This is a genomic window from Providencia sp. PROV202, from assembly GCF_028479565.1.
Lineage (GTDB): Bacteria > Pseudomonadota > Gammaproteobacteria > Enterobacterales > Enterobacteriaceae > Providencia > Providencia zhijiangensis.
Window position 1 is genome coordinate 257993 of record NZ_JAMPNV010000004.1, and the last position, 17960, is coordinate 275952.

The window sequence follows — 17960 nt, forward strand, 5'->3', positions numbered from 1 at the left end:
TGTAGTTTGGATATCGGACAGTTGCTCAAAAACTTTAGTTAATCACTTACCATTTTTGAGCAAATTATCAGCGTATTTAACGCATCTAATGACACGTTATTCCGCGATATTGTCGATTAACGCCATCTCTTCACTGGTCAATAATTTTTCAATATCAACCAGAATCAACATACGTTCGCCTACCGTTCCTAACCCGGTCAGATACTGAGTGGATAATGTCACCGCGAAATCTGGCGGCGGTGCGATTTGTTCTTCATGCAGCACCAGCACATCAGAAACACCATCAACCACAATTCCCACGACACGGTCTTTTAAGTTCACAACGATGACAACGGTGTTGTCGTTGTAAACCACATTTTCATGGGAAAACTTAATGCGCAGATCGATGATCGGAATAATGACGCCACGCAAGTTGGTGACGCCTTTAATAAAGTCAGGGGTATTCGCGATACGAGTCACTTGCTCATAACCACGAATTTCCTGCACTTTTAAAATTTCGATTCCGTACTCTTCTTCACCAAGCGTAAAAATGAGGTAGCCTTCGCCATTCTTTTCTTCTTCAAGCTTGTTTAAATCGTCATCTAACATAGACATGGTATATAACCTCTATTTAGTGCATTACTGGTTGAGAAACAGGCTGTTTCTTATTAATCAAAATGTTGTTGTTCATTCTCTGCAATTCTGCGACGTCTAAAATCAGCGAAACAGAACCATCACCCATGATGGTGGCAGCCGAAATTCCCGGAATTTTGCGATAATTACTTTCGATGTTTTTCACCACGACCTGCTGCTGCCCTACCAGCTTGTCAACCAATAAAGCAAAGCGATGCCCCGCATTTTGGATGATCAGCGCAATACTATTGGCGAGATTTGGTTCGGCGTTTTCGATAGAAAAGACGTGATGCAATTCGATCAGTGGTAAATATTCACCGCGAACGAGCAGCATTTTTTCTTCACCTGCGAGGCGATAGATATCCTCTGGACGTGGCTGTAATGTGCTAATAATCGCGCTAAGTGGCACGATAAACACATCGTCAGAGACTTTGACTGACATACCATCAAGAATGGCTAAGGTTAATGGCAGTAAAATACGAATGATGGTGCCTTTACCTTCCGTGAAACCGATTTGAATGCGCCCACCCATGTCTTGAATGTTTCGTTTAACCACGTCCATTCCGACACCACGGCCCGATACATCAGTCACAACTTCGGCGGTTGAGAAGCCTGGCGCCATGATCAACATCGCAACTTCGTCATTGGTCATGCCATCATGAACATTCATGCCTTGAGAGCGAGCTTTAGCCAGAATTCGTTCGCGGTTTAGCCCGGCTCCATCATCGCGTACTTCGATGCAAATATTGCCGCTTTGATGCGCCGCAGACAGCGTCAATGTTCCCGCTTCAGGCTTACCATTTGCCAAACGAACTTCTGGTTTTTCAATACCATGATCGAGACTGTTACGGACAAGGTGATTGAGTGGATCGACGATGCGTTCGATAAGGCTCTTGTCTAATTCAGTTGAGCTACCTTCCACTTTCAATTCGATTTTCTTACCCAGTTTAGAGGCAATATCGCGCACCATACGTGGGAAGCGACTGAAGACATAATCCATCGGCATCATACGAATAGACATGACTGACTCTTGTAAAGCCCGTGAGTTACGCTCTAATTGAACGATAGAACTGAGTAAATCTGCATATTCGTTTTGGTCAACTTGTTGGCTATGCTGAGTTAGCATTGACTGGATGATCACCAGTTCGCCCACTAAGTTGATCAGTTGGTCAACTTTTTCAACGGCAACACGGATGCTGCTTGAATCCCCTTTGGGCTTCGCTGCAACTGCTTTTTTAGCGGCAGCGGATGATGGTACAGATGATGGTGCTGGCGCTGTAACAAGTGCCGGTGCCGCAACCGCCACTTTAGGCGATTCAACTGGCTCGGTTGGTGTTTCAACCATTGCCGCCAACTCTTCCACCGTTGCTTCCAGTTCTTCGAGAGTTGCAGCAACTTTACTTTTCTGGTTGCTACCTTGTGTTGCACGCAGGCACTCTTCAAAACTGATTTCGCTATGCTGGATTTGAGACTCATCCACGACGAAACACAGCACGCCACAGATATCGTCGATATCCGTATTGGTTCCTAGCCACGCTTTTAAGCTAGAATCACTTTTTTCAGAGCCAAACAAGCTACCGAATAAGCCTAATTCATCTGCTAATACATCCACTTCCGTTGATTTCAGACCGTTCAACGTAATGATGAAATAGTGAGAGAATTCGTTATTTGTCAATGCGGCATGAGTTTGCATCGCGGTTTCTGAGGAAGACTCATCCGTCGCAGCATCGTCATCTACAACACTGTCATCCACAACATCGTCAGTCTCTTTGGTACTCGCGTTAACAATCGCGGCAACCTCTTCCGAGCCGATCTCGCTGACATCATGTTCAATGCTTTTGAGCACATCACAAATGCGTTTGAATGTCTCATCATCCGGTAATGAGTCATTTTTATAGGCATCCAATTGGGACACCATCACATCTTTTGCATCTAAGAAAACGTCAATAATATCTGGCGTTAATGTCAGCTCATCGTGACGTGCCTTATCGAGCAAGTTTTCTAAGGTATGTGTGGTATTTTGCAGATGAGTGAAACCAAAGGTTGCCGCCCCACCTTTAATTGAGTGGGCACTGCGGAATATGGCATTGAGCTGCTCGCTATCTGGGTCAATAGGATCAAGCTCAAGCAAATGCTGTTCCATATCCCTAAGCAACTCATCGGCTTCATCGAAAAATGTTTGATAAAACTCGGTAATATCCATGCTTTTTATCCAATTTCGCTTAAGTTTCACTTAACACTGACTGCCGGATAAATCCGGCAGTAGTGAGATTCGGGTGATTATGGTTTTTATCATCACTGTTTATCGGGTGACTTTGTCACCTTCACAGTCACGACATCACTGTTTGCCGGTATTGGCACATCTTGTGGGCCTTTTTTCAGCACATCGTTAATCGGTGTTGCGCCATCGTATTCATGTAAAATTTGATTTGTTTCATCTTCATTCAATACGATGATGCTGATCCGCCGGTTGACGGGTGCTAAGCCGTTTTCTTTGTCTAAATGGATGGACGAGGCCATTCCTACTACGCGTAAAACTTTGCGCTCATCCATTCCCCCCATGATCAGCTCACGGCGAGAAGCGTTGGCTCTATCGGATGAGAGTTCCCAGTTGCTGTAATAGGCTTCGCTGGCATACGGCAAGTCATCCGTATGTCCAGAAATACTAATGCGATTCGGAACATCATTGAGTAGTGGTGCAATCGCGCGCAGAATATCGCGCATGTAAGGTTCAACGATGGCAGAGCCTACTTTAAACATAGGGCGATTGGCGCTATCTACGATTTGAATTCGTAAACCATCGTTGATCATGTCAATCAACAAATGGGGTTTTAATTCATTCAAACGCGGGTCTTGTAAAATCGCTTGCTCTAGATTTTCTTTTAATTTTTCAAAGCGATAATTTGCATCACCGGAAATGATGTTATTTGGCTCTGGCATTACATCACCATCACGAAAAATCGGATCTTTTCCACCGCCGGGAATGGGGTTAGTGGCATCTCCGCTTTTCGTTCCTGGATTGATGGCAGTACTGAGCGGAGTACGAAAATACTCCGCTATCTTGGTTAATTCTTGAGGACTGGAGATGGAGATCAGCCACATAACCAGAAAGAATGCCATCATCGCAGTCATAAAATCAGCGTATGCAATTTTCCATGCACCGCCATGGGCGTGCTGCTGATGACCGCCTTTTTTCTTAACACGAATAATTTGAGGGCCATTGGCTGCCATTAGCGATTACTCCTCAGTGGTTTCTGTTGCGCGATTACCGACTTTGACTTCGCGGACTTTATCTTCCAGCTCAAGGAATGATGGTCTGTCAACGCTAAATAAGACTTTACGACCAAACTCAACCGCAATTTGAGGCGCATACCCTTGCAACGAAGAGAGGAAAGTAACTTTAATGCACTCCATCATTTTTAATTGTTCGCTACTGCGCTGACGAATCAAACTAGCCAGTGGTAAAACAAAACCATAAGCCACTAAAATACCGAGGAAAGTTCCTACCATTGCATGTGCAATCAAGGCGCCCAATTCACCCGCAGGTCGGTCTGCAGCTGCTAGCGCATTTACCACCCCTAGAACGGCCGCCACGATCCCAAACGCAGGCATGGATTCGCCCACCATGTTCAAACCGGATGCTGGTACTTCGTTTTCTTGACGGAATGTTTCTAGCTCTTCATCCATTAATGCTTCGATTTCATGCGCTTGCAGGTTACTCGTCACCATTAAACGTAAATAATCCACGATAAACATCATGGCAGTTTGATCTTTGATAATGCGAGGATACTGAGAGAAAATCTCACTCTCTTGCGGATTTTCAATATCTTTTTCGAGTGCAAGTAGGCCTTGTTGGCGAGATTTATTCAAAAGCTGAAATAACAAAGCCATTAAGTCCATTGACATGGCTTTGTTGTAAGAAGAGCGACGGAAGAGTCTTGGTAATACTTTGCATAATGCAACGATGGCTTTACCACTGTTACCCACAACAAATGCGCCTAAACCAGCCCCCAAAATAATGACAAACTCAGCTGGTTGGTACAGCGCGCCAAGATGACCACCGACCATGACATAGCCACCGATAACGGCAGCTGTAACAATGATATATCCGATGAGTATTAACACAGTATTCCCTTTCACTCCGTTGGTTAACAGATGGCAGTCAAAGGGAATATGAGGAAGGACAGGCAATGAAATTGCCTGTAAACCAAATTAATCCAATTACATTACCGCTTTGGTAATGCCATCTTGTCGATATTCCGTAATATCGGCGAGATGCTCGGAAAGTTTACGTTTTTTTATTGCTCGTGATGGAGGCTGGCACAAGCTGCACGTAAAGCTATTTTCAGGAATGTGGGCATAGGTGATAAATGAACCACTACAGCAATTGCAATCGGAGCTTTGCAACATACCACTTTCCACAAAACGAACTAATGTCCACGCTCGGGTTAATGCCAAAATTGGCTCATCTCCTGCATTAGGTGAACACTGCTCTAGGTAGAGTCGATAGGCTTTGAGAATAGCATCAACCCCTTCGCATTGACCGGTTTGCAGTAAAAATTGATAGGCGTTATAGAACATGGATGAGTGAATATTTTGTTCCCATGTCATAAACCAATCGGTTGAAAAAGGGAGCATCCCTTTTGGTGGAGGGCAACCTCTGAGTTCTTTGTATAAACGCACCAAGCGTCCACGACTAATTTGAGTTTCGCTTTCCAACATCTGCAGGCGAGCCCCAAGAGAAATCAATTCCATTGCCAAACGAATATCATTAGCTTCCTTGACGATACTTTTCTCAGCTACGCTACTCATCTTTTTCTCGCTATATCTGAATCGGACTCATTATGCGTTTGCAATAGTCGGGTAGAAAGGAGGATACCCGTATGAATTTGCTGCAATTCATCAACTCGTGAATCTCGGGTAAGCTTCTCAATCGTGTCGCTGTTTTCAAATCTAAATTGACAGATTAGCTGATTTGTTTCCGCTAATTTAACCAATTGAGGTAAAGAAAGTTCTGCTAAAGTGTTCGCCATCGAATCGGAAATTCCGAGACGGAACATGGCAGTGGCTTTTTCCTGGGCGATAAGCTTTTGAGCTAAAAGCAAATATGAAAGATTAATATCGTATATATGCTTCAGAAAATCAGTGGTAGAGCTCATTTTTTTATACCTTTCGAATAATTATTAACATCTGCATGCAGAAAGAACAAATATCAATTTGAGCCGAATGTGTTAACCAAAGTTTTAAATATGAAAATAATTAAAGCTGGATAGTGTAGTCCATTACTATCCCATGAGGTCCATTAAAATACCCAGTTTGGAGTATATAAACACACAGGTTCAAACTTAAATTAAATATATTTCCTGATTACCTACAACAATAACGAGTGGCTAAAAAGTTAGCATTTCTTGTAAATCTCAGAATATACCGATTTCATTATTAGCCGTTAATTATTATGCACCACTAAATTAACTATTCAAGACACTTATGTTTCTTTTTGGTCTATCGGGATAATTATCCATCTATATATTAGCAATTCTTTATTACAACTATATCTTAATCCTACTTATCTCAAATATTCACAACATTTAGATTTTTCATAAGTCAAATACTAGTATTTTAAGTAAAAAACTCACCCATATGAGGGAATTTATAAGCGATAAACACTAAGCATAACGAAAGAACCTACATATTGATCTAAATCAATCTTTATTACGCCCGTAAAAATGTAATTTGTTTACAGGCTTAGTAATATCGGTATCTTAGGAAGAAAAATTAAACATTATTTTTCAATGCGTTTAATCAAAACCACAAATCTTAATCAAATTAATTCAATTTTTTCTCGCCTAAATTAAAGTTAAATTTGTCATACATATTATTATTCCACAGCAACTTTATATTAATTAAATTTAACTGTCTTATTATTAACCAATGGCAATAACATTAAAAATTCTAATTAAGCCCATTTTATATACAGGCAATACCATTAAAGATTTCAGATAAAATTGTCATGAATTCTCATCGAGTATTGCCATATTAATAAGCAAGATTGTTATTTTTGTATGACAAACTCATTTTAATTAAATTAACTTTTCAAACATTTGATTAACCTATTTCGCTATTGTTTTTTGCATAAAAAATTCAAGCCACAGCATTAGTTAGCGCACTGAGTTATTGATAAAAGGAAAAAATAAAAAAACTAAGCACCATTCTGCTAGCGAATTTATAAACAATAAGATGGTCATCCAAGTTCACTACATTTATGTGTAAATAAGACTACCCTGCTTCGAAAATATGACTTATGTAAATAAGTAATTTAACTTATTACCCCCGCGTACATATCGCTGTTTATTTACTAGTTAGTAACCTAAAATGATGATACCGCAATGTTACTATATACTTTTATTTTAACAAATTACTTAACCACAACGACAAAATTACGTATAACTGCTTATTCGAATTAGGATGCATATGCGTTCTCATATGTTTTATTTAAAAAATTATATGATGACTAAAAGGGTAAAATTGGCATATTGATACTGGGACAAGAGGTGAATTAAATATTGTTAAAACTGGGACTTGGCTCACAAAGAGGTAATGGGTTTACATGACAGTTTCATTATGAAACGCATCTATTCTTTAACCAATCAGACTTGTAGGTGGTAAAAAATGTTCAATCTACAAACTATCACTATCCGTTTTTCATTTTATTAACATTCTACTCATTGTCTATTCTGTGATGTTTTGTACTATTTATCTTATGAAGAAACTAATTTTTGAGGTTTACTATGTTTAATTATTTAGCAACGGTTGAATTTATCGAAGATGAAGGTGTATACGAAATTAATTTTTGTGACTTCCCCGATATTCAAGGTGTGACTTATTGCGCAGAAGATGTCGAATTAGAAGCTCAAGAAACATTGCTAGCCACGCTTTCTGAGCTGATCACATCAAGAAATCCTATTCCTCTTCCCCAAAATTCAGTCTCTGATGCGTTTGTTATTCATTTACCTATATTGAGCTGCTTAAAAATCGCGCTACACAATGCCATTCTTGAAACTCAAACCCCGCGCAGCAAACTTGCTAGAACACTCAATATCAGCGCTCAACAAATAGAGCGGTTACTTGACCTACAATATGCATCAAAAATTGAAGCGCTAGAACAAGCCTTATTTGTCGTGGGATATGATGTGAAAGTGACAGTTAGCCCTATCATTTAGAAATAGCCAATATAAAGATAACTGTTAAAAATAAGAAAAATCGTGATATTTTCAGTTAAAAAATGAGCTACATCACCTTTATATATTTCCCACACCACAACTGTCATCATTTAGAATGAAGCATTTGGTGCATTTCAACTTATTCTGCTATTTTTAATTTTAGGTTAATTTTTCGTTAATAATGTTAATGACCTAGATAGATCCGTTGGTTAAACCAGCGGTCTCTCAGCCATTTGTAAATTTTCTCTTACTCTAATTGAGATTTATGTCACAATATTTCGAGCAAACACAGCCTCAAACTTAAAAAAATAGTGTGGGCTAATATCACAATGACTATCGGATAAATAACAATATGGAAGAAAATGCAACGACAACCACCCTTCGGCCATCTTCTGACCGAAATCAACTAAAACGTAGCCTCAGTAACCGTCATATTCAGTTAATTGCCATTGGAGGCGCCATTGGTACAGGGCTATTTATGGGGTCAGGAAAGACTATCTCCCTCGCAGGTCCCTCTATTATCTTTGTCTACATGATCATCGGCTTTGTGCTGTTTTTTGTCATGCGAGCCATGGGGGAATTGCTGCTTTCCAACCTAGACTATAAATCTTTCAGTGATTTTTCTGCGGATTTAATCGGTCCATGGGCAGGGTTCTTTGTGGGATGGACTTACTGGTTCTGCTGGGTGATCACGGGAATAGCCGATATTATCGCGATCACCTCGTATGTCAGTTTCTGGGTACCTAATTTCCCGGAATGGGTGACTTCATTTATCTGTGTTGCCACGCTACTGACACTTAACTTAGTTTCTGTTCGACTGTTTGGTGAACTGGAGTTCTGGTTCGCGATGATCAAAATTGTCGCTATTGTCACGCTAATTGCCGTCGGCGGTACGTTGATTGCGATGAATTTCCAATCACCGACCGGACACACAGCATCTTTAAGTAATATTTGGAACGATGGTGGTATGTTCCCAATGGGGCTCAGTGGGTTCTTTGCTGGATTCCAAATTGCGATTTTCGCCTTTGTGGGAATTGAATTAGTGGGTACCGCAGCAGCAGAAACCCGTGATCCTGAAAAATCCCTACCAAAAGCCATTAATGCTATCCCGATCAGGATCATTGCTTTCTATGTATTATCCCTGATTGTGATTATGGCCGTTACTCCCTGGCGCACCATTTTGGCGGACAAAAGTCCTTTTGTAGAAATGTTCGTGCTAATCAGCCTGCCAGCTGCTGCCAGTATCGTGAACTTTGTGGTACTTACCTCTGCGGCTTCATCAGCAAACAGTGGTGTTTTCTCCACCAGCCGTATGCTGTTTGGGTTATCTAAAGAGGGAGATGCGCCGAAACAATTTAGTCAGTTATCAAAAAAAGCGGTACCTGCAACAGGCTTAATTTTCACCTGTATCTGCCTAAGTTTCGGTATTGTTTTGATCTACTTTATTCCCGATATCATGCATGCATTCACCTTAGTCACAACCGTGTCTGCGATTCTGTTCATGTTTATCTGGAGTATGATTTTATTAAGCTACCTGAATTTCCGTAAGAATCGCCCAGAAAAACATGCCGCATCTCGCTATAAGATGCCTTGGGGTATTTTTATGTCATGGGTCAGTCTCGCTTTCTTTGCTTTTATGGTTGTATTACTCGCATTCCAACATGACACCCGACAAGCTTTAATTGCGACGCCACTGTGGTTTGTTATTCTGTTTATTGGCTACCAAGTCGTCAAACGCCGTAAACCACGTTAATTATTTGACGGATATGCAATTAACAAACAAAACAAAAGGCTGGAAGGTTTCCCTTTCAGCCTTTTTACTATCTATAACTAGACCTATCTATAAAATCTAAATCTATCAATTATTTTGTATTATATTCAGCTTCTGCTTCATCAAAGCGGGCTTGTGCTGCTGCACTTGGCGCCTTAGTTATTAAGCTGATAACTATGATAGCGATGGTCGCAAAAATAAAGCCTGGAATGATTTCATATAAACCTAACCATTTGAATTTCATCCAAACTAATACCGTTACCGCACCGACAATCATCCCTGCTAAGGCCCCAGTACGTGTCATACGTTTCCACATAACAGAGAGTAAAACGACTGGACCAAACGCGGCACCAAAACCTGCCCACGCGTTACTCACCAATCCTAAGACTTTGTTATTTGGGTCTTGGGCAATATAGATTGCGATCGCTGCCACTAACAGCACCATTCCGCGCCCTACCCACACAAGCTCTTTCTGGCTAGCTGATTTGCGGAAGAATGGCTTATATAAGTCTTCGGTTAATGCGCTGGCACACACTAATAATTGGCAACTTAATGTACTCATTACCGCCGCCAAAATCGCAGATAATAAGATACCCGCAACCCATGGGTTAAACAGTAATCCGGCTAATTCCATGAAAATACGTTCGTTATTTTTCATCACAGAACCTGCTAATGCAGGATTATTTTCAAAATAAGCGATACCAAAAAAGCCAACAGCAATCGTTCCACCTAAGCATAATGCCATCCATGTCATACTGATACGACGTGCTGAACGAATAGTACGATGTGAATCTGCCGCCATAAAACGCGCCAAAATGTGAGGCTGACCAAAGTAACCCAGTCCCCAACCCAGCAATGATAAGATGGCAACAAAGTTCATGCCCTTAAACATATCAAGGTATTCAGGGTTTTTCGCTTTAATCACTTCTATTGAAGTATCTAACCCGCCAAGGGATAAAATCACGACAATTGGCGTTAAGATCAGGGCAAAAATCATCAATGATGCTTGAACAGTATCCGTCCAACTTACCGCTAAGAAACCACCTAAGAAAGTATAAGCAATGGTCGCCAGTGCTCCTAACCACAGAGCTTTGTCGTAACTTATATTAAAGGTGCTTTCAAACAGCAAGCCCCCTGCTACAACCCCAGATGCACAATAGATAGTAAAGAAAACTAAAATAACAACCGCAGAAATAATACGTAAAATCTTACTATTATCTTCAAAACGACTTGTGAAATAGTCTGGCAGCGTTAAGGCATTATTATTTTTTTCAGTTTGTACACGTAAACGCCCTGCAACAAACAGCCAGTTTAAATAAGCCCCTAAACATAAACCAATTGCAATCCAGCTTTCAGAAATACCAGCGAGGAAAATAGCGCCTGGTAACCCCATCAATAACCAGCCACTCATATCTGAAGCCCCTGCAGATAATGCGGTTACCACACTACCTAAACTTCGTCCCCCTAAAATGTAATCATCAAAGTTTTTCGTTGAGCGATAGGCTAAATAGCCGATCAATAACATACCCGTGATATATACGATGAACATAATGATCATCGGAGTGCTTACAGTCATCCTGTCGTCTCCATAGTGCGTCTATTTTGTCGTTATCTTTATAATTTTCTTTGATAACTTTTAATCTCAAGGTGTTGCACTTAATTGCACAATTTTGCATTTTTTGATGCACACCTTATCTATGTTGTGATTGTTTGTGTTGCAATAACTCAATAACTTTGCCACATCATGCTAGACAGACTCAGATGCTTTTAACAAGAAATTAACTATTTTTTGTTCAATAAATAAAAGACACATCACAAATGTTAAACTTTTAAGTCAAATTCTTAATTAAGCGTTTAACTTGCCATCATCCCCAAAGAAAACCCAACACATTGATTTACAAGTGAATCATAAAAACCCAATCAATGAGTCTCATAAATTACTCATAAAAATAAGAGTTGTTTCACATTTCCTTCACATAGCACATTAACAATGTTGCACAAAGTTGCAACATCATCATAATGGTGTGTAACTTTTGGTATTTAACACCTGTGAAAAGGAAGGAATTAAGATGAGTAGCACAACAACTATGGGTGTGAGACTTGATGAAGAAACTCGTGACCGCATTAAAGCCGCCGCTCAACGTCTTGATCGCACATCCCATTGGCTTATTAAACAAGCTATATATAATTATTTAGAGCAACTCGATAACAATCAAATTATACCTGAATTATCAACGGTTTTGGATACAAAAGATCAGCATTCTGGAGACGAAATTTCGTCTCCAGAAACCCTTTATCAGCCATTCCTTGAGTTCGCTGAACATATTTTGCCCCAATCGGTGAAACGCTCTGCAATTACATCGGCGTACCGCATTCCTGAAACTCAAGCTGTTCCAATGCTTTTACAACAAGCTGAACTGCCTCCTGAACAAGCTGATGCGGCTCATAAACTGGCTTACTCCATCGCAGAAAAACTGCGTAATCAAAAAAATGGAGTGGGTCGTTCAGGTTTAGTCCAAGGGTTATTACAAGAATTTTCCCTGTCTTCTCAAGAAGGCGTGGCATTAATGTGCCTTGCCGAAGCTCTATTACGTATCCCCGATAAAGCCACTCGCGATGCACTGATCCGAGATAAAATCAGTACAGGTAACTGGCAATCCCATGTTGGTCAAAGCAGCTCAATGTTTGTGAACGCAGCAACATGGGGGCTTTTATTTACGGGTAAATTAGTCTCTACCCACAACGAAGCAAAACTATCCTCCTCGCTAAATCGCATTATCAGCAAAAGTGGTGAGCCGCTGGTACGAAAAGGCGTGGATATGGCAATGCGCTTGATGGGTGAACAATTTGTCACCGGCGAAACCATCGCCCAAGCCCTTGCCAACGCCCGTAAATTAGAAGACAAAGGTTTCCGCTACTCCTACGATATGCTAGGTGAAGCTGCATTAACCGAAAAAGATGCCCAAGATTATATGGTCTCTTACCAACAAGCGATCCACGCAATTGGTAAAGCCTCGAATGGACGCGGGATCTATGAAGGGCCGGGTATTTCCATCAAATTATCCGCTCTGCATCCACGTTATAGCCGCGCGCAATACGAGCGCGTGATGGAAGAACTGTATCCGCGCTTACTCTCTTTAGTCTTGCAAGCTCACCAATACGATGTTGGTATCAACATTGATGCTGAAGAAGCTGACCGCTTAGAAATTTCGTTAGATTTACTCGAAAAATTGTGTTTTGAACCGAAATTGGCTGGCTGGAACGGTATTGGTTTTGTCATTCAGGCTTACCAAAAACGCTGCCCATTTGTTATCGACTCAATTATCAATTTAGCCGAACGCAGCCAACGCCGCCTGATGATCCGTCTTGTAAAAGGGGCTTATTGGGATAGCGAAATTAAACGTGCACAAATTGACGGCCTAGAAGGTTATCCAGTTTATACCCGCAAAGTGTATACCGACGTTTCTTATATCGCTTGCGCACGTAAATTACTGTCTGTACCTAACTTAATTTACCCACAATTTGCGACGCATAACGCGCACACACTATCAGCTATCTACCAAATTGCAGGTAAAAACTACTACCCTGGTCAATATGAATTCCAATGCCTACATGGCATGGGTGAACCATTATATGAACAAGTCGTTGGTAAAGTGGCAGACGGTAAACTCAACCGACCATGTCGCATTTATGCCCCAGTCGGTACCCACGAAACATTATTAGCTTACTTAGTTCGCCGCCTCTTAGAGAACGGGGCAAACACTTCGTTTGTTAACCGAATTGCGGATGCCACGATCCCATTAGATGAATTGGTTGCTGATCCGGTTAAAGACGTTCGTGAGCTATCTAAAACTGAAGGGCAAATTGGCTTACCACACCCTAAAATTCCATTACCGCGTGACCTGTATGGAACTCGCCGTGTTAACTCAATGGGCTTAGATTTATCTAACGAACACCGCTTAGCATCACTCTCGAGCGCATTACTCAATGCCGCGGCGCAAGAAAAAATCGCAGAACCACTATTGGGTGGCGAATTTGTGGCACAACAAGCGCTACCTGAAGCCGTCGCAATTATCAACCCAGCCTGCCATCGCGATATCGTGGGTAAAGTACGTGAAGCCAGCGAACAAGAAGCTGAACATGCGCTGAATATCGCCACTGATGCAGGTGCGATTTGGTTTGCAACACCACCATCTGAACGTGCAGCTATCCTGTTACGTGCTGCCGATATTATGGAGCAACAGTTGCAGCCATTATTGGATGTGCTAGTGCGTGAAGCTGGGAAAACTTACGCCAATGCGATTGCTGAAGTGCGTGAAGCGGTTGATTTCTTAAACTATTACGCTACTCAAGTCCGTGAAGATTTTGATAATAACACTCACCGCCCTCTTGGCCCTGTTGTTTGTATCAGCCCATGGAACTTCCCATTAGCCATTTTCTCTGGACAAATCGCAGCGGCATTAGCCGCAGGTAACACTGTGCTGGCTAAACCTGCGGAACAAACACCATTAATTGGTGCTATTGCGGTATCCATTATGCACCAAGCGGGCATACCTCGTGATGTTCTGCAATTTTTACCGGGTAAAGGTGAAACTATCGGAGCAAAATTAGTCGGCGATCAGCGCGTTCGTGGCGTGATGTTCACTGGTTCAACCGAAGTCGCGGGCTTATTGCAGCGTAATATTGCGGGTCGCTTAGATACTCAGGGTCGCCCAACGCCTCTGATTGCAGAAACTGGCGGATTGAATGCGATGATTGTTGATTCTTCAGCACTCACTGAGCAAGTTGTCACCGATGTCGTCGCTTCTGCATTCGACAGTGCGGGTCAACGCTGCTCCGCATTGCGTATTCTTTGTGTTCAAGAAGATGTCGCTGACCGAACAATTCGCATGTTGAAAGGTGCAATGGAAGAGTGCCGGATGGGAAATCCTGAACACATCTCCACCGATATTGGTCCTGTCATTGATAGTGAAGCCAAAGAGAATATTGACCAACATATTCAACAAATGCGCAGTAAAGGTAAAAACGTTTTCCAAGCTGTCTTTGCAGACAGCCAAGATCAGCAAGAACAAGCCGAAGGAACCTACGTTAAGCCAACTCTGATTGAGTTAGATAATATTGGTGAGTTGAAAAAAGAAATTTTCGGGCCTGTTCTGCATGTTGTTCGCTTCAAACGTGATGAATTAGAACAATTAGTTGACCAAATTAATGCGGCGGGTTACGGATTAACATTAGGTGTTCACACCCGCATTGATGAAACCATCAATCAAGTGGTTGCTAAAGCGAAAGTGGGCAACTTATATGTTAACCGCAATATGGTCGGTGCTGTTGTCGGTGTACAACCATTTGGTGGTGAAGGACTTTCAGGTACAGGACCTAAAGCCGGTGGGCCGCTTTATCTCTACCGTTTATTAAGCGAGCGTCCTGAGAATGCAGTTTGCCAAACATTGGAGCAGCAAGACAGCCACTTACCAATGGACGCAAGTGCTCGCGCAGAGTTACTCGCACCATTTGAAGCTTTTTCTGCATGGGTACAAAAACAGAAAACGGATGTTGAACAGTCTGTAATTGAACAATCTACGGTTGAACAATTTGCTCGTTTAACGCAAGCCGGTACAACACGTTTATTACCAGGGCCAACGGGTGAAAAGAACACCTACACCTTGCGTCCACGCGGCACTATTTTATGCCTTAGCGATAATGAACGTGATTGTTTGACTCAGTTATCTGCCGTGCTCGCAAGTGGTTGTCAAACACTGTGGGAAAATAGCGAACTGCATCAGAAGCTATTTAAATCACTGCCAGAAAAAGTCCGCAAAACTATATCATTCACCAAAGATTGGCAAAACACAGTGGAGCCAATTGAAGGTGTGATTTATCACGGAGATTGCGATCAACTGAAACACGTTTGTGAAGCGATTGCCAAACGCAAAGGGCCGATTATTTCAGTCCAAGGCTTTGAGCGTGGTGAAACTAACTTGCTCATTGAACGCTTAGTGCATGAACGTTCTTTAAGTGTGAATACTGCCGCAGCAGGTGGTAATGCAAGCTTAATGACTATCGGATAATAGGCAAAAGCCTGAGTTTTTCAGCCCAGTATAATATAGGTTGATTAACTCAGGCTCTCCCCTCACTATAAACTCTTGAACTACATTCATAATATTCTATTCCTTTTTCATTAAATCCAAATATTCACTGCCTTTTTTGTTTTTTGTCATCCTTATTTATCTATAAATTTAATTAAATAGTTCCCATTAATTTTTATTATTATATATTAAGCATTAGCTATAACAGCTGATGAAATTTAATTCTAAATCTGTTCAATTTATATCATTTATACTGACTATTATTCAAAAATAAAAAAAGGTGCCCTATTGGACACCTATTTGCCTATTTTAGTATTAAAAATAATCGTATAACTAATTATTTTTATTAACTTAAAATATTATTAGTTTTTTTCTGACTGCCAGCTTAAATACTGCTCATATTTACGTAGTGCAATATTGTAGTTGCTAAATGCTGAATCAGTCATTTTATCACTCAACTGTTCTTGAACTTTACTTGCGGTAAAGTCTTTCATTGAAAAGTTAGAGGATGACAGCAGTTCATCTAAGCGGCGCAGACGAACAACGTACTCGCGGACGGTGCTATGACTCATTTCTGTCTGTAAGAACAAATACTGTTTAAAAGACATAATATCGAAATAGTCTGTATTGCTATTACAGAAAATTTCACTACAAAAACGACAAAGTGCTGTAAATTGCCCTTGAAGTTCGCCCCAAGCCGCTTCATCAACCAAATCGGTCATGTCAGCGATAGCTTCTTTATTCAAGATACCATCGTTGAAAACGAGGGAGATACGATCAAGAGTTTTATTACAGTGTGCACAATGAGTTTGGCTGTGTTTAAAATCTTTAATATAACGACTCAACGGCCGTTTCTTTACAATAGAAGCAGACATAATGGTAAAGCCCTGTGTGTAATTATAAAAATAAAAAGTAACAAGATAAATCCGGTTACATACATACCATGCCCATAGCATTAATGATTGTCTGCTATGTTGCATATCGAGATAAGTGTAATTACCTTATCTCATTTTCTTACTTTCCCTTTGTAAGGTGGATCCTTCTGGGAATGTAATGTAAGAAAATTTATTTCCCTTTGTCCGAAGCATTCTAACCTGTCTAAAACACTTTGGCGAATTTCTTATGAGAGTAATTTTGCACGTAAATTTGACCTAGCGTCAACCTAACGAACCTAATCGTTGTTAACCTAAATAGCAAAGTTTTATCACTTAAAAAACCAAGATTCGAAAGAGGGACACCCTTGGAGGCAGAGACTTTACCTGATAACCCCCTAACGATTCAAAGGAAATTTAATTTAAAAATCAATATTATATAGTGAAAAGCATTTTATTAATAAATTTGTGATACAGCTCACCTTTCACTTCTATAATCGCATTTTAAATGTACAGCCATTAATTCTATAAATATTCGATAATCCAGTTTTATACGTATAGTGTAAATTATTTTTTACATTGATTCTCAATTTTAATTATTTTTACTGCATATGAAAAAAAGTTATTAACATCATTAGAAAAGTTATAAGGAGTTTAATTTTCTCTTATTATAGACAATCTTTAGTTACTTTTACTTAACGTATTTTTTACAAAGTGGTTTGCTACTCACTTGGTATTTCATGCTGTTATTCTTATTTCATAAATATGTGAACTCAGTGTCAATTACGTATTTATACTAATTAATAATAATCCATCTTTATTTTTTATTCGTCATAATAGGCTAACAAAAAATATGATAGATAATTATCACTACAAAAGTCATTTATAAAGCATAAATTTTCATAATAGAGATTAATTATTTGAATTGATTATCAATTTCCTTTTTAGGATTTGTTACATTGATAAAAGAAGATCCTCTTATATACTTAATTTGCTTTATATATAAATAATTTTAATAAGGTTGATTATGAAAAAGATGATTTTAGCTTGTGGACTGGGTTTATTGGCATTAACAATTACTGCGTGCTCAGAAGAAGAGAAAAAAGGTCAAGTTGCTGGTGCAACTGAAACTTGTAACGCTTACTTCGCTGAAGTTGATAGCTTAATTGCTAAAGCTTCTGAGAACCCACAAGCCAAAGCTCAATTAGATGCGATGAAAGGTCAGTTAGAAGAAGGTAAAAAGCAAGTTGCTGCTTTACCTAAAGACCAACAAGATCAAGCTTGCCAGCAAGGCATTGATGCGATGAAACAAATGAAAACAGCTTTAGGTCTGCAATAAGCCTTCCTATTCTGTAAAAAAAGAGCCTATATGGCTCTTTTTTATTTAACTTCAAGCGAT

Annotated in this window: 12 protein-coding genes; 4 read left to right on the forward strand and 8 right to left on the reverse strand. The window is 40.3% G+C overall.

The genetic code is table 11. The features are described from left to right. Positions 1–96: 96 nt before the first annotated feature. From cheW to flhD, 6 genes are all read right to left on the reverse strand, one after another. Complete coding sequence (gene cheW, locus PR799_RS02775; RefSeq protein WP_006662059.1) at positions 97–594, reverse strand: chemotaxis protein CheW; 498 nt, start codon at positions 592–594, stop codon at positions 97–99. A 16-nt stretch (positions 595–610) separates the two neighbouring features. Continuing rightward, positions 611–2815: a chemotaxis protein CheA gene (gene cheA / locus PR799_RS02780; RefSeq protein ID WP_272521202.1), complete on the reverse strand. Its 2205-nt coding sequence runs from the start codon at positions 2813–2815 to the stop codon at positions 611–613. A 92-nt stretch (positions 2816–2907) separates the two neighbouring features. Beyond that, positions 2908–3843 (reverse strand): flagellar motor protein MotB, encoded by a 936-nt coding sequence (motB, locus tag PR799_RS02785; RefSeq protein ID WP_154628444.1) that lies wholly within the window; start codon positions 3841–3843, stop codon positions 2908–2910. Between the two features lie 6 nt (positions 3844–3849). Next, the gene (gene motA, locus PR799_RS02790) at positions 3850–4737 is read right to left on the reverse strand and encodes a flagellar motor stator protein MotA (protein ID WP_272521203.1); all 888 of its coding nucleotides are present in this window, start codon (positions 4735–4737) and stop codon (positions 3850–3852) included. A gap of 96 nt (positions 4738–4833) precedes the next feature. Beyond that, positions 4834–5424, reverse strand: a complete 591-nt coding sequence (gene flhC, locus PR799_RS02795; protein WP_154604184.1) for a flagellar transcriptional regulator FlhC — start codon at positions 5422–5424, stop codon at positions 4834–4836. Next, positions 5421–5771: a flagellar transcriptional regulator FlhD gene (gene flhD / locus PR799_RS02800; protein WP_036951507.1), complete on the reverse strand. Its 351-nt coding sequence runs from the start codon at positions 5769–5771 to the stop codon at positions 5421–5423. The genes flhC and flhD overlap by 4 nt, the downstream gene beginning before the upstream one ends. A 1629-nt stretch (positions 5772–7400) precedes the next feature. Here flhD and PR799_RS02805 point away from each other — a divergent pair. Beyond that, entirely contained in the window at positions 7401–7832 is a 432-nt protein-coding gene (locus tag PR799_RS02805) for a hypothetical protein (protein ID WP_154628442.1), read from the forward strand. Positions 7833–8184: 352 nt separating this feature from the next. Further along, entirely contained in the window at positions 8185–9585 is a 1401-nt protein-coding gene (gene cycA / locus PR799_RS02810) for a D-serine/D-alanine/glycine transporter (RefSeq protein ID WP_272521204.1), read from the forward strand. Positions 9586–9694: 109 nt separating this feature from the next. Here cycA and putP read toward each other — a convergent pair whose 3' ends face one another. Next, entirely contained in the window at positions 9695–11179 is a 1485-nt protein-coding gene (gene putP / locus PR799_RS02815) for a sodium/proline symporter PutP (protein ID WP_154628440.1), read from the reverse strand. Between the two features lie 493 nt (positions 11180–11672). Here putP and putA point away from each other — a divergent pair, with 493 nt between their 5' ends. Further along, the gene (gene putA / locus PR799_RS02820) at positions 11673–15671 is read left to right on the forward strand and encodes a trifunctional transcriptional regulator/proline dehydrogenase/L-glutamate gamma-semialdehyde dehydrogenase (protein ID WP_154628439.1); all 3999 of its coding nucleotides are present in this window, start codon (positions 11673–11675) and stop codon (positions 15669–15671) included. Between the two features lie 380 nt (positions 15672–16051). Here the strand turns inward: putA and fliZ are convergent, their stop codons facing one another. Further along, complete coding sequence (gene fliZ, locus PR799_RS02825; protein ID WP_132494631.1) at positions 16052–16564, reverse strand: flagella biosynthesis regulatory protein FliZ; 513 nt, start codon at positions 16562–16564, stop codon at positions 16052–16054. A gap of 1024 nt (positions 16565–17588) precedes the next feature. Here fliZ and PR799_RS02830 point away from each other — a divergent pair. Beyond that, positions 17589–17900 carry a DUF5339 domain-containing protein gene (locus PR799_RS02830; RefSeq protein ID WP_006657479.1) on the forward strand — a complete coding sequence of 104 codons (312 nt, stop codon included), beginning with the start codon at positions 17589–17591 and terminating at the stop codon, positions 17898–17900. Positions 17901–17960 lie beyond the last annotated feature (60 nt).

Excerpts from the sequence above, each read along its gene's own strand:
- flhD (WP_036951507.1), bottom strand. The coding sequence starts at position 5,771 with ATGAGCTCTACCACTGATTTTCTGAAGCATATATACGATATTAATCTT.
- cheW (WP_006662059.1), bottom strand. The coding sequence starts at position 594 with ATGTCTATGTTAGATGACGATTTAAACAAGCTTGAAGAAGAAAAGAAT.
- fliZ (WP_132494631.1), bottom strand. The coding sequence starts at position 16,564 with ATGTCTGCTTCTATTGTAAAGAAACGGCCGTTGAGTCGTTATATTAAA.
- PR799_RS02830 (WP_006657479.1), top strand. The coding sequence starts at position 17,589 with ATGAAAAAGATGATTTTAGCTTGTGGACTGGGTTTATTGGCATTAACA.
- cheA (WP_272521202.1), bottom strand. The coding sequence starts at position 2,815 with ATGGATATTACCGAGTTTTATCAAACATTTTTCGATGAAGCCGATGAG.
- motB (WP_154628444.1), bottom strand. The coding sequence starts at position 3,843 with ATGGCAGCCAATGGCCCTCAAATTATTCGTGTTAAGAAAAAAGGCGGT.
- flhC (WP_154604184.1), bottom strand. The coding sequence starts at position 5,424 with ATGAGTAGCGTAGCTGAGAAAAGTATCGTCAAGGAAGCTAATGATATT.
- putA (WP_154628439.1), top strand. The coding sequence starts at position 11,673 with ATGAGTAGCACAACAACTATGGGTGTGAGACTTGATGAAGAAACTCGT.
- PR799_RS02805 (WP_154628442.1), top strand. The coding sequence starts at position 7,401 with ATGTTTAATTATTTAGCAACGGTTGAATTTATCGAAGATGAAGGTGTA.
- putP (WP_154628440.1), bottom strand. The coding sequence starts at position 11,179 with ATGACTGTAAGCACTCCGATGATCATTATGTTCATCGTATATATCACG.
- cycA (WP_272521204.1), top strand. The coding sequence starts at position 8,185 with ATGGAAGAAAATGCAACGACAACCACCCTTCGGCCATCTTCTGACCGA.